The sequence below is a fragment of the Sulfurimonas sp. genome (assembly GCF_028714975.1).
GTDB lineage: Bacteria > Campylobacterota > Campylobacteria > Campylobacterales > Sulfurimonadaceae > Sulfurimonas.
The window spans coordinates 14,568-28,761 of the sequence record NZ_JAQTLH010000009.1; the positions used below are offsets into that span (position 1 = coordinate 14,568).

Consider the following 14,194-nt stretch of genomic DNA (forward strand, 5'->3'; position numbering starts at 1 on the left):
GACGCTTTATCTACCTGTCGGCACCGGAAAAATTGACCAAGCCATCTGCATCAGTATCTGCACATACGACTTGATTGAAAGTTATTCTTGCTACTTCGCCACTGCATGTTGTGTTGGAACTGGAATACTGAATGATACTCTCTCCTGCATTAAGGCGGCGTAAAGGTGCTGTTGTTGTGATTTCACTGTTATTGTTGACTCTTCTACAAACTCCATCTACCATGAAATCCCATCTTGCACCTGTATCGTTGTAGATACGATATTCGGTTTTAGTTGCAACACAGACACCGGTGCTGCAAGCACCGCTACCATAAGCATTAGTAACGCTTAACGCAAAGAGTGTATTTCTTGTCAGATTTGCAGTCGTGCAACTTCCACCTGTAGAGTTTGAAAAGTTCGAACAACCCCCGCTTACCGGAGAAAAAGTTCCGCTGGCAGGACCACCGACTATCGTGTAATTGAGAGTTGCCGGATTACTCATATTTACTACCGATACAGAACTTGCAAGTGTGCACGAAGGTGCCACACCGCCGCCACCGCCGCCACCGCCACTGCCACCGCCTGAACCGCTGCCGCTCGGCGTAATTGCACATTTAGAGGTATTGCTATCACAATAACCGCTTAAACAATTCGTATTTGCCCCACCACAAGCTTGCCCTATAGCACCGCTGCAAACCCCATTGTAGCAGATGCCGCTTTTGCAGTCGCCGTTATCATTATCACAAGCCACACCAAATGCACCTGTCGTACAAACTCCGCCGGCACAAAAACCGCTTATACAATCATTCCCTCTATTGCAACTATTGGTAACTGCTCCTGCTTGACATACCCCGCCTATGCATAGTCCGCTCTTACAATCACCGCCGGTAACACAAGGGTCCGATGCCACCCCTGAGCGGCATATACCACTTACGCATATGCCGCTTTGACAATCTCCACCATTACCGCAAGGCTCACTTGCCGTACCTGAGCGACAGATACCTGCATAACATATCCCGCTTGTACATTCGCTATCTTGTGTACAATTTAAGTCTTTAGCTTTATTTAGATACGGATCTATAGTTATAACAAAAGATTTTGTTATAGTTCTGCTGCTCGGCGCAGTTTCCGTTGCACTGCAGTTAAATGTAGCCGTTCCCGCCTCGCTCGGTGTTCCGCTAAAGTTTGGAGATACAAAATTTATACCTTTTGGAGAAACAGAATTACAACTTATAGTAACTATCGAAATATTATTTTCAACTACAAGCTTAGCTTCTGCACTTGCATTTAAATCAGGATATAAAACTCCTACTTTTGCATTTGGAAGTTTATCTGTTATAAATCTAAACGGTTTATCTACGCATCCGACTTCATTTTTTAGCTGTTCAAGCGTGACCCACTCGACTATATCATCATAATCCTCTGCTCTGTTTATAGGAGTTGCATTGTCGTCAATTTTAGTAAAGGGTGTATAGATATTTATAGTATTTGCATTTATGCCTGTTTGCATATTGTAGTTTGCCCCCTCATGAGCCATTACAAATGCGACATTGTCTATAGTGCTTCCTTTGTTATTTACCTTTAAGGCAGTTGAATTAAATGCACAAATATCATCATACTTAAGATTGTTATCTGCTGCATAAAACATTAGATGATTTGGGTCTTTTGAAGTAGATAAATTTGCATCAAATTCAGAGTTTAGAGGTAGATAATACGCTTTTGAAGCGTATCCTATAACCGCATTTTTAGCTGCCAAAACCTGTTCTTTTGCCTCCTGAGTTTTAGCTTTCTCTCTCATCATCTTCATAACTTTAAAAGAACCGCCAATCATTAAGCCAATGATGGTTAAGACGATTGACAACTCTATAAGCGTAAAACCTCTTTTACCCATTTGCACCCTCCAGTTCTTTGATTCTCTCGTTTACCGTAATATACAGGGGATGAGAAGCATCAATCTTACTTAAGATTTTTTTATAAAAAGACAGAGCCTCTCTGTTTTGCTGCATATCAAGTATGCGGGCATAAGCAAAGATATTGTAAAGATCGGACGGATTTTTTTCATACGCCATTTTGTAAAAAGAAACAGCTCTTTGCATATCATCTCTTTTTTCGAAATAATATCCGCTAAGAAGCATCAAACGACCGCTTTTATCAACCATAATATACTCGGATAAATCGCTATAATAGTTCTCTTGGTCGCCCTGCACTGCTCCATAGGCATATGCATAGATTAGTTTGCCGTTAAACTGCTCGCTATCTATAATCTTTTTTACTTGAAGCCATGCACCCCGTTTTCCATAAAGATAACAGAGATTGTTCTTGATTTTTTGGCTTTTTTCGCCTGATGAAAGAAGCATCTCATAGTAAATCATCGCTTCGTTTTCATCGCCTTTTTCGTAAGCATTTTGAGCTTTTAAGAGAATATTTGATTTGTCGGATTTTGATATCTTTGGATTGCTGTTTTTTTCAGTTTTTGGAGTTTGAGGAGTTTGCTTATCTTGTTCTTTTGTTTCGGTCTTTGGTGCTTGAGGAAGTTGTTTTTCTTGTTCTTTGATTTCACCTGATACTAAATTGTTTTTCATATCCAAGTTAGTTGAAGTTATTATATAAGAGCCTTTATATCCGGCTTCATGGGCTTTTTGCAAATTTACTTTCATCTCGCTGTAAGATTCGCTTTGACCGTAACGACCGACTATATAGTTACCGATTTTATGAAGTGTAACATCATCTTTGATATTTTTAGAAATTTTACTCTGTGTTATCTTAGCCAAATCAATATTTTGTTCAGCAAACAGTTGTACTGCATAGACAACTTTTTTCTCTTCCTCTTTTTTTTCATCTTTTTTTTGTACTCCGATACCTACCGTATCCGAAGCAAAGAGAGCAAAAGTAAAACAAAATATCGTTAATAATTTTATCATTCTATAATCTTTAGTCTAATCAATATGACAAGCTCTCGTTTTTCGTTTTTATCTGCCGATCTGGTAAAGAGCCCTCCGAGTAATGGAATATCTCCAAACATAGGAACTTTCTCTTTCTCTTTTGAGATAGAGTTATTTATAAGTCCGCCGATGAGAACCATATCGTTATCTTTTGCATAGATAACCGTTCCCGCCTCTTTTATATTTAGTATAGGCGCCGAAGCCACGACCACTCCGTTGTCAGTATAGTTTACAACATCTTCTATGCTCGATGTTATCGGCACGACATTTAGCATAATCTTTCCATTCTCCATAACGGTAGGCGTAACACCCATTGTTATACCGTGTAAAACATCCCTACGGTTATATGTTGCGTAACTTGTACTTGCAGACCCGCCCGTTCCTTGAGAAATCTGCACCTCTTTTTCCCAAAAAGGCATCAGTTTTCCTGAAGATATAGCAGCCGATTGACCGCTTAAAACGCTGATACTAGGATTTGAGAGCGTATCTACATCTCCTGATTCGCTAAGCGCCGTTATAACCGAAGAGAAATTTTTTGTAGTATAGTTCATAGTCCCCGCAACGGCACCGCTTAATCCCAAAGTTTGACTAAATTGGAACTGATCACCGCTTCTTAGAACACTATTTGCCACGGAATCCCAACTAACTCCCAATGAATGAGAGTCATTTAAAACTACCTCTAAAATTTTTGCCTCTATAAGAACTTGTTTATTTGACTGTTTTTTAATCTTTTCTATAACGCTCTCTATAGCAGTGATATTGCTTCTCTTATCATGCACATTTAAAATTCCGCTAAATCTATTTAGCGTATATTTTCCTTCTTTGCTAACAAGAGAGGCTATATTCTTTTCCAACTGCTCATAAAAATTATTTACCGTTGCGGGATTGTCAAATTTCAGTTTAAACTCCCCTTTTATACCGCTGCCTGAACCGCCTGAGCCCCCGCCTGAGGAGCCACCCGAAGAGCTTTTTGCAGAACTAAGCATATCGCCGCCTAGTTCAGTCGAATATGAAGTTGTTGAGTGTACATATGGAATAAAAAAACTTTTTTGCTCAAACTGTTTTACATGAAGAATATTTCCTTTTAACTCATAGAAACAATCTGCGATGCTCATAACAATATCAAGAGCCTCTTTTAGAGGAGCATCGTTAACCGAGATAGTCACTTCCGTACTTGTATCTATATCTTTATCTATAACAAGATTTAAACCTGAGAGCTGTGCCATAGTGTGTACGACATTATGGAAATTTGCATCTTTAGCCGAAAATGTAATTTTTCTATCATCGAAAACCGAAACATCTTGATATGCCTGAGGCAGAACCATTGCTGGAGCTTTGCTGTTTTTAGGTAAACTTTTAAACTCTTCTATCTCTTTGCCTGCACTTTTTATATTTTTCTTTTGAGCCGAGCCAATCTCATCCGATTTTTTTGATTCGGGAGTATGGTTAGCACATCCTAAAAAAAATAGAGCTATAAAAACTACTGAAATAAATGGAGCCATTTTAATCCTTTTTTATTTTTTAATAAAACACTGTTATCTTTAATCTCAACCACTTTTGCATCTTCAATACTACTGCCTTCTCGCACAATAACACCGTTTATTATAGCGACTTTATCATTAGGGTAGAGAGCTTCAAGTTTGTAGTGGTACTCTTTTTCTACAATTTTTTCACCTTGTTGTGAAGCTGCATTTACAACTTTCTCCTCGGGATAAAAAAATTCATCCGCTATCCACCCGCTATTTTCTTCTCTTTTCTTTACTCTCTCTTGAATCTCTTTATAGAGCATATATTTTTCCTCTATTTTGAGGTACATATCTACTTTTTGGCTTAGCTCTTTGTTTGAGTACTCTTCATAACTCGCAAATAGATAACTTGCATTTGGAACAATATCTTCATTAAAAAAGTAGATACCAGAAGCTACTATAAAAGGAGAGACCAGTATCGCCAACTGCTTGTTACTTAGATATAGTTGCATTGCTCTCCCCGTTATATGGCTGGATTAACTGAATTTTACCAGTTATATTTTTTTTATCCGTTTTGAACTCTAAAAATTGCAAAAATCCACCCTCATACTCTAAATTTACAAGTTCTCTTATATTTCTAACACCGTAAGTGTCTATCTTATAGGAAAAATCGATATTTTGAGAAACATCCTCTTTATAAAAATATTTATCTACAGACATATTATAGTTATGTGCATTATTGTCATAAAATCTTACTATATTTAATGCTCCCTCATCAAACCTGCTTGGTTGAGTCTTAATCATTGGGTAAATTGAATCTTTCAGCCAAGAGTTGATTTGAGAGATTTTTTGTAGTCTGTTTATCTCTTGCTGATGTTTTTTATTTAAAGCTTCTATCCTAACTTTTTCATTTTCAAACCATGAAATAAGCCCGACCATTAAAACGCTAAGAGTAAGATTTATAGTGATTATAATAATATTTTTCATCCTCTTCTCTTTCTCGCGATAGGTGCTTTTGGCTCCTCTTTTTTATTGTTTATAATTACCGTTGATGCAAAATTTAGTTTTTTATAGTCCGTCTGTTTTATATAGGTGTGTTTTAAAGTCATATTTATATCGTCAAACTCTTTATAAAATCTTTTTTCAAACTCGTAAAGAGACTCTAGCGTGTTAAAAGATTTTTTAAATGCTGCCTTTAATTCAATATTTCCATCAATATAGTTCCACTCAAAAGTCTCTGCTTTTTGTAATTTTATAAGCGGTTTTAATACCGTTATAAGGTCTACGGGATGATACTCGAGATGCTTTTCTACGATTTCGAGATAATTTAGGCTCTTTTGCAACTCGCCTTGAGGATATGTTTGTGTATTTTTAACAATTTTGGTCAATCTATCTTTAATTGTTTCATATTTTTCAAATGAGTCGCTATAAGATAAATATTTTTCAACAGTAAAAAAAGAGAGAACTAAAAGAGGTACGAAAGATGCAATAAATAAAATTTTAGAAACCAGTTTGTACTGTTTTATACCATGCACGGAAATCGGTAAAAATTGAAATTTTTTAGGTACAAAAAGAGCCCCGAGTGCAATTATATATGATTGAACATCCTCATTTTCTATGCCGCGAATGAATGTATTTGGATATAAAATTGTTATGTTTATATCAGAGATGGACAGATATAGATGTTCGGCAATAGTGTCGTCTATGGCTATAGTTCCGCTAAAAGCTATGGTTGAGAATTTTATATCCCTAAACTGCCCTTTTACATAATTAATCGTTTGATTAATCTCTGCTACCATATTGAGTATTCTTAACTCTGCATTTCTTGCAACCACCGAGTTTGTACGGCTATATACAATCTCATTTTTATGAACCGCAATCGTAGTAATTTTATTTGAACTTGTATATATAGAGAAGTAACTCTCCTCTTTTATGCACTCTTGCGATATGCCAAAAAGAGCAAATTTGCTTAATGTAGAACTCTCTATTTGAGATATATCATCGATTAAATTGAGTCTATCCAGATACTCTTTTTCATAAACTCCGTCTACTTGGTAGGTGCTGTTTTCACTCTTCTCTTTTTGCGCTATCTCATAATAGTTAAACATCAACTTTCGGTTAGCCGTCTGTTCTGCAAGTTTTAGCAGAATCGAACCCCTAATGACAGCATCATTTTTTATAACGGATGCAAGAGAGACCTTTTCATCTACTTCTTCATCTTGGTCTATGCTAAGAAAGAAATTTTCTCTGTTTTTTATGTGTAGCGGAAGTTCCGATAAATCTATAATATGATGTTCGGCAAGAGAATAAACATTACCTTTTTTTTCTATGTCTAAGGCAATTACATAATTATCTTGTATATCTAAAGCACAGAGTCGGTTCATAAAATCTCTTATATTATTTTTTAATTTAAAAAAAAATGTGTAATACTTCCTAAAATGGGTTATTGTAGCTAAGTTTGATTGTAAAAGCAATTAATATAGCCGTGTTTTTTGTTAATATATATGATTTTTGCAATTTTTACATATAAAGAGTACCTCTAAATGCTCTTTATGCTATAATCTCAACCTTAAAAAACCACAAAAAAGTCATAAATGCGCTCATCCGATATAGATTCTCTCCTAAACAACAAAGATAAACTCTTAACTCAAACATACTTTGATTTGCAGAGATATTTTGAGAAAAAATACGGCAGAGACACTGTTGTTTTCATGGAGATAGGAACTTTTTTTGAGGTTTATGAAGTCAATAATGATGAAGAGCAGGTAGGCAAAGCAAAAGAGATAGCCGAACTCTTAAACATTCAACTCACCAAAAAAAATAAAAGTATTATAGAAAATAGCGATAAGAATCCGCTCTTAGCAGGTGTTCCCGCGGTATCGTTTGAGAGATACTTAAGCCGTCTTATTGCAGAGCAGAAATATACCGTCATCGTAGTAAAACAAAAAGGAAACCCTCCCAAAATAAGCAGATATATCTCTCAAATAGTCTCTCCCGGAACAAATTTTGACTATGTGCTTGATAATGACGACAACTATATAGTCTCTATATTAGTGGATAAATTTAGGGGCATATATGCGGTAGGTTATAGTGCCATCGATGTAACGACTGGAAAAACTTGGCTTTATGAGAGTCACGGAACAAGTGAAGACCCTGCTTATGCGCTTGATGAAGTGTTTAATCTTTTAAATACATATAAAACATCCGAAGTAGTCGTTACATTTTTAGACGGTGTTGATGATCAGCGCCATGTTATGCAGTATCTCGAAATTCCTGAACACTATAACTACAGCATAAATAACCAAAGACCGAAAATAGAGTTTCAAAACGAACTCTTTTGCGAAGTGTATCAGATTCAGTCACTTCTCTCCGCCATTGAGCATCTGGATTTAGAGAGAAATCCGATGATAACGGAGTCGCTCTCTATACTTATCCACTTTATCATAGAACATGATATACATATCATTCAAAAACTTGACTATCCAAAAATCATAGACAATCGCCGTTTTATCTATCTTGGAAACAGTGCCTTGGAGCAGATGGGCGTAATATCAAAAGATAAAAAAGAGTTTACGCTTCTTAAAATGCTGGATAAAAGTGCAACGGCAATCGGGCGCAGGCTTTTAAAAGAGAGACTCTTAAATCCCATTATGAATAAAGTCGAGCTTGAGAGAAGATATGATTTGATAGAAAAAGTCGCCTCGCATACACGCTACCTCGATGAAGTGATGCGCGGTATTTACGACTTAGAGAGGTTGTCTCGCAGACTTGTTTTAGGGAAACTTCACCCTTTTGAGATGAATCATATATATGACTCGATGCTTAGCGTAAAAGAGTTGATGTCTTATGCTAAAAAACATAAGATTCAAAAGACATCTTTTCATGAGAGCGAAGTGGATGAGTTTTTAAGAGATATATCAAAAAGTATCGATTTGGACATCTCCCGCCGTTTTACAAATGCGACTATTGATGAGAATTTTTTGATGAGCGGAGTCGATGAGGCGATTGACACTTTGGCAAAAGAGAACAGAACGATTTTAATTGCGTTTGAAGATATTATGGCAAAAATCGAACTTCTTTTAGAGGGCGCAAATGCAAACAGCACAAACGCTTTGGTAACTCTCGGATTACTCGAAAAAGAGGGTTACTACATATCTCTTAGCAAAAATAGATTTTCAATGATAGAGTCGGAATTTTATAAACATGAAGACTTTAAGAATTTTACGGTTAAAAAACTGACAAACAGCGTAAAAATAACATCCGCTTTTACGGATAATCTCTCCGATAGGATTATGAAAAACCGCCGTAAAATAGTCTCATTGGTAAGAGATAGATTTATCGCTCTTCAAGAAGTTTACGAGAGAAGATATGCACTTTTATTTGACCGTATTATTGCTTATGTGGCGGATTTGGATGTGGGTGTCAGCTCATCTAAAGTTGCGCAGTCGTACAACCACTCAAGACCTATGATAGTAGATGTAGAGAGTGATGAAAATTTTATGCACCTTATGCAGCTTCGCCATCCCCTCATCGAGATACAAAGCAGAAGCGGTATCTATGTTCCAAACGATATCGTAATGGGAAATCGTGCATATATGGATCTGCCGCACCCAAAGAGTGTTATGCTTGATGTAGGCGTGCATGACGGATATGAGATAAACGGTGTTCTGCTTTACGGGATAAACTCAAGCGGAAAATCATCGCTTATGAAGAGTATAGGTCTAAGCGTACTTATGGCACAAGCCGGCTTTTTCGTAAGTGCATCCGTTATGAAGTTTTCTCTTTTTGATTCGCTCTTTACACGGATAGTTTCAAGAGACAACCTTGCTAAAGGGCTTTCAACTTTTGCGGTAGAGATGTTGGAGCTAAAAAACATCTTTAACCGTGCAACCGTTCGCTCACTCATACTCGGAGATGAGATAAGCCACGGGACGGAGACGCTCTCGGGTGTTGCAATAGTCTCAAGCGCCATAATAAAACTCTCCGCTCTTCGCTCAATCTTTCTTTTTGCCACGCATCTGCATCAGCTCTCAACCATGAGAGAGATAAGAACTTTAAAAAATGTCGTAGATTTGCACCTAAGCGTTGAGTATGACGAGATAGCGGATAAGCTTATTTTTAACAGAGTTCTTCAAGCGGGAAGCGGCAGCAGCATCTATGGACTAGAGTTTGCAAAATCGCTTCACATGGATAGTGAGTTTTTGGATATAGCAAATAAAATAAGAAAAAGGCTTGCAAAAGATTTTGATGAGCTGGAACTTCTTGTAAAGAAAAAAACAAGCAAATACAACAAAGAGCTTTACATCACAAAATGCGTAATTTGCGGAGCGATGGCTGAGGATGTTCACCATATAAACCACAAATCACAAGCCGATAGCGGCGGTTTTATAGGGCACTTTCATAAAGACTCAAAACATAATCTTATCCCGCTTTGCAGGGAACATCACAAAGAGATACATGAGGGTAAAATCAGGGTAGACGGTTTTGTTATGACAAGTAACGGTTTAGAGTTAAAATATGAAGAGCAGTTAAGAAAAAAAGATAAGAAAAGTGTTGAGCCTGAGATAAATGAAGTAAAAATATTTACTTTGGAGGATTGGGAGTAGAGTTTTTTAATCTCTACTTCTTTGCACCCTGTAACTTCTGTTTTAAAATAATTTTTCCTGCTTCAACGCCCGGTTGGTTGTATGCATCTATGTGCATAAACTTCGCACATACTGATGTTAAAAGCTCATACTCGTACATCAGACTTGCAATACTTCTCTCGCTAACACTGTCTATTGTCATCACGTCACACGGTATGTCTTCTAAATTATTTATAGACTCTATAGTTGCATCCGCTTGTTTATTTATAAGCGATGAGAACTCTATATTATCAAGATAATCAAGCTCGCTAAGACCTTCAAGTTTTATCTGCGGAATTACAAGATTGTTATCGAAATGTTCTACTTTTATAACGCTTAGAGTTTTATCTCTTCTGCCCTCAACGATAAGCTGTAAAAAGGAGTGCTGATCAATGGGTCCGATTATTCCCATCGGAGTAAGTCCTTGTCTTGCTCCGTTTACATCGATTTTACCTAAACTCTCGCCCCATAATTGAATGTACCATTTGTTAAACCCCTCTAACCTTGAAGAGTAGGAAAAAACTACATTGATATTAAAACAACTTTTATTCTCTACAAAAAATCTAGCTTTTTTAAGTACTCTAAAATAGACTTCTCCTTGGTTAAAAAAAGAGTCGTATATATCTTTAATTCCGTTTAGAAGTTTATCTATATCTATACCGACGATTGCAAGAGGAACTAGTCCAACGGCACTAAAAACCGAAAATCTCCCGCCTACATTTTTAGGAATTTCAAAACTTTTTATATCGTTTGCTTTTGCATAAGCATTTAACTTTGAGTCGCTCTCGGTTATAACAAGAGTGTTATCTTTATTACACTTGATTAAAGAGTTTATATACTTAAAAATAGCAACCGTCTCAACCGTCGTGCCGGACTTAGATATAACGATAAAAAGAGTGTCGCTAAGATCTAAATTTTGGATTTTTGATTTTATATCTATTGGGTCTGTTGTCTCTAAAAAGTAGAGTTTTTTGCTCAACTGCTTAGAGTGTTTTAAAAATTTATATATAGCATAAGTTCCAAGTGTGCTACCGCCTATACCGATTACGACTATGTTTTTTTGTTTTACGGTTGAAGCATACTCTTTATAACTTGAAGTATCTGCAAAAGCGAGGTTATAGTACCCTATAAACTCTTTTTCTTTTACAATCTCGCCAAAAACATCATCATCGGATATAGTAGGATTGAAATTATGCTGATACTTCATTTTTATGCCTTGCTTTTGTTATAAAAGTAGTTCGTAGCCTCTACAAATCCGTCAACGCTTCCGCAGTCGAATCTTTTGCCCTTAAATTTATATGCTATAACTTTACCTTTTTTTGCCTGAGCTAAAAGCGCATCTGTAATTTGAATCTCTCCGCCTTTTCCCGGTTTTGTCTCTCTTATGATATCAAAAATATCGGGTGTGAGTATATATCTTCCGATAATAGCCAAGTTTGACGGTGCATCTTTAGGTTCAGGTTTTTCTACCATATCCGTTACTCTAAATATACCGCTCTCTTCTTCATTACCTGCGATAACGCCGTATTTGTTGCTGTCTTCTGCAGGTATCTCTTCGACTGCAACGATAGAGCACTGATATTTTTCATATAGTTTTACCATTTGAGATAAAACGGAATCACCGCCGTCATTGTCGCATAAATCATCCGCTAAGATTACGGCAAACGGTTCATATCCGATAATAGGCTCACCGCAAAGAATCGCATGACCCAAACCTTTCATCTCTATCTGTCTGGTGTATGAAAAAGTACATTTTGTAATAACTGATCTTATTTCAGTTAAATAGTGCTCTTTAGATGTACCTTTGATCTGATGTTCAAGCTCATAAGAGATATCAAAATGATCCTCAATCGCGCGCTTTCCGCGACCTGTTACAATAGCCATATTTCCTACACCTGCACCGAGTGCTTCTTCTACACCGTATTGTAAAAGCGGTTTTGTAAGAATCGGGAGCATCTCTTTTGGTATAGCTTTTGTAGCCGGAAGGAATCTAGTTCCGTAACCCGCTGCGGGGAAAAGACATTTTTTAATTTTTGTAGTATTTTGAGGCATTTACTAACCTTTTTAAATTTTTAATTTATAGACTTTTGCAAGAGGAGTTAAGATGACCTCTTCAAATAGCATTTTATCATACTCTTCCAAAACCATCAACTGAATATAGAGCGAATTATATGTTTTTTCATCAAGAACTAAAAAAGTGTTGTAACTTGACATGTAAACTATATTTATATCTGCCGTAGGATTTGAGAGTTGTATGTTTTTTTGAAACTTCATACTGTTATCATACGAAGTTTGAACAAATCTTTTTACCGGCATTTTATTCTTGCCGAGCGTTACGGTAGCACTCTCTAAATCAAACAAAACTCCCTGCCCAAGATTTACTATATTTTTTTCTTGTTTAAACATCTTAGATGCATAAAACAGAGGCTGGTTTTTCATCTCTCCGTTCATCAAATTTATGTTTGAAAATGTACTGACTGTCGGATAGATATCCAACATCCTAAGAGGAAGAAAGAAGTAGACATCCCTACTCTTTTGCGGCAATTTCATATCTGCTTGAAGCGAGAACAAAAAGTCGTTTGTATCGTTAAAACCGTACTCTTTTGTCATCTGCTCGATATTTGAAAATATTGTTAAATTTTTATCAATCTGCTCTTGTGCCGACTTAAATGTCTTCTCGGTGTACTCAACATCAAGTCTTGCCATTTTTGCCGATACGGTTGATGGATTTGTAAGCATAAAACTAACCGGAAAATTTACATCTCCGTCATGTTTTCCGCCGTCTATGAGCGTTTTAACATCGCTATAGTATCTTATAGGGTAGCCGTAATCCCACCAAGAGATTACATAATCTTCCCTCTCTGCTATATTTTTTAGCTTATCTAAAACTTTTACCTCATCAACATTAAATACCGTTGGAACTTTGTAATCTTGAATATGAGCGACATTTGGATATAAAATCGCCAAGGTAAGCGCTATCATAGTTAAAAACTTAAGTCTTAGAGTCGGCATAAACCGTGCAGCTTCCGTAATCAAAAAAGCAACTCCAAAAGCCAAAACAGGAACTGCATATATGGTAAATCTAAGTCCTCCGACCGAAGCTATAAAACCAAGACCGATTAGAGGAAGTCCAAATAACATGATTTTATGTCTATAAGCCAGATATGCAAACCCGACGACAGAGGCAATAAATGTAACAACATGCCCGCTTATGCGATCTGCAAATGTCTCAAACGGAATCTTTCCGGCTTCTCTGATAGTCTGCATAACAGAGTAGAAGTGAAGCTTCATCCCCTCCTCGCCTACAACTAGAGCATCTTTAAAAACATAACCTTTTAACTGAACCCAGATAGGATTAAATCCGCCTGAAGCAAAAAATAGAACTACGGATGCAGCTAAAATATGGTAAACATACTTATCAAATCGCTTAGAGATATAAAAAGCAGCTAAAACCAGAGGAAATCGTATAAATCCGTCAAGATTTAACATTGCAAACATCATAAGAGCCAAAAGTTTATAGTTGTAGAGATTTTTTCTGTCAAACACCAAAGCATAAAAAAGTATAAGACCGAAAAATGCGAATTCTAACGAGTAGCTTTGAGGATACCACCATCTATATACCAAAATATCAAGTGCCGTAATAAGAAGATATTTATCCTCATTTGTTTTTATAGCCCAGATAATCGACCAAAGAAGAAACATAGGCAATACTATGTTTAACATATCGGTATCATAATAACCAATCATAGTTCGGTTGTAGTAACTATTTGCTATACTTGCCAAGAGTGCGGCAATAATACCCATCTCTAAATTTTTTAAATTTTTTGCAATTAATATTATAGGCACGACGATAAGCGAACTTAAAACTACCGGCATAAATAAGATTATGCTCTCAAACGAAAAAGGCAAAATAGTCGCAAAAAAAGCAGTCAGCCGTGAAGCGGCAGAATCAATCGGAGATAAATCATTCTGTTGATTAATGCCGCTTAGTATATCTCTTGCACCCTCTGCAAAATAGTAGCCGTCATTTGTATTTATCATAAGTTGAGAGTTAAATATAAACGGCTCATATCCGCTAAACTGATAGTACCAAATCATCCTAAGAGCAATGGAAAATAAAAATGCTATTACTATATAGAGCAGTGTTAGTTTTGTCTCTTTCGTTAATGCGCCCATGACTATT

Annotated in this window: 10 protein-coding genes; 1 reads left to right on the forward strand and 9 read right to left on the reverse strand. The window is 36.5% G+C overall.

From position 1 onward, the window contains the following. Window positions 1–10 precede the first annotated feature (10 nt). The 6 genes from PHQ93_RS08530 to PHQ93_RS08555 are packed head-to-tail and all read right to left on the reverse strand — an operon-like array spanning window position 11 to window position 6,771. Window positions 11–1,870 (reverse strand): type II secretion system protein, encoded by a 1,860-nt coding sequence (locus PHQ93_RS08530; protein ID WP_299943120.1) that lies wholly within the window; start codon window positions 1,868–1,870, stop codon window positions 11–13. Beyond that, a complete protein-coding gene (locus PHQ93_RS08535) occupies window positions 1,863–2,900 on the reverse strand; it encodes a hypothetical protein (protein WP_299943122.1) in 1,038 nt (345 codons plus the stop codon). Before PHQ93_RS08535 ends, PHQ93_RS08530 begins: the two co-directional genes overlap by 8 nt. Next, entirely contained in the window at window positions 2,897–4,423 is a 1,527-nt protein-coding gene (locus PHQ93_RS08540; protein ID WP_299943124.1) for a hypothetical protein, read from the reverse strand. Before PHQ93_RS08540 ends, PHQ93_RS08535 begins: the two co-directional genes overlap by 4 nt. Continuing rightward, window positions 4,402–4,899, reverse strand: a complete 498-nt coding sequence (locus PHQ93_RS08545) for a hypothetical protein (RefSeq protein ID WP_299943126.1) — start codon at window positions 4,897–4,899, stop codon at window positions 4,402–4,404. The genes PHQ93_RS08540 and PHQ93_RS08545 overlap by 22 nt, the downstream gene beginning before the upstream one ends. Continuing rightward, window positions 4,880–5,374, reverse strand: a complete 495-nt coding sequence (locus tag PHQ93_RS08550) for a hypothetical protein (RefSeq protein WP_299943128.1) — start codon at window positions 5,372–5,374, stop codon at window positions 4,880–4,882. The genes PHQ93_RS08545 and PHQ93_RS08550 overlap by 20 nt, the downstream gene beginning before the upstream one ends. Then, window positions 5,371–6,771 carry a hypothetical protein gene (locus tag PHQ93_RS08555; RefSeq protein WP_299943130.1) on the reverse strand — a complete coding sequence of 467 codons (1,401 nt, stop codon included), beginning with the start codon at window positions 6,769–6,771 and terminating at the stop codon, window positions 5,371–5,373. Before PHQ93_RS08555 ends, PHQ93_RS08550 begins: the two co-directional genes overlap by 4 nt. 210 nt (window positions 6,772–6,981) lie before the next feature. On the opposite strand from PHQ93_RS08555, the gene PHQ93_RS08560 reads away from it, so the two are divergent. After that, window positions 6,982–9,993 carry a DNA mismatch repair protein gene (locus tag PHQ93_RS08560; protein WP_299943132.1) on the forward strand — a complete coding sequence of 1,004 codons (3,012 nt, stop codon included), beginning with the start codon at window positions 6,982–6,984 and terminating at the stop codon, window positions 9,991–9,993. A 13-nt stretch (window positions 9,994–10,006) separates the two neighbouring features. Here the strand turns inward: PHQ93_RS08560 and PHQ93_RS08565 are convergent, their stop codons facing one another. Genes PHQ93_RS08565 through PHQ93_RS08575 form a run of 3 tightly spaced genes read right to left on the reverse strand, consistent with a single transcriptional unit; the run spans window position 10,007 to window position 14,187 of the window. Beyond that, window positions 10,007–11,218: a glucose-6-phosphate isomerase gene (locus tag PHQ93_RS08565; RefSeq protein WP_299943134.1), complete on the reverse strand. Its 1,212-nt coding sequence runs from the start codon at window positions 11,216–11,218 to the stop codon at window positions 10,007–10,009. 2 nt (window positions 11,219–11,220) lie between these two features. Next, window positions 11,221–12,063 carry a UTP--glucose-1-phosphate uridylyltransferase GalU gene (gene galU / locus PHQ93_RS08570; protein WP_299943136.1) on the reverse strand — a complete coding sequence of 281 codons (843 nt, stop codon included), beginning with the start codon at window positions 12,061–12,063 and terminating at the stop codon, window positions 11,221–11,223. Window positions 12,064–12,075: 12 nt separating this feature from the next. Further along, window positions 12,076–14,187: an STT3 domain-containing protein gene (locus tag PHQ93_RS08575; protein WP_299943138.1), complete on the reverse strand. Its 2,112-nt coding sequence runs from the start codon at window positions 14,185–14,187 to the stop codon at window positions 12,076–12,078. Window positions 14,188–14,194: the final 7 nt, after the last annotated feature.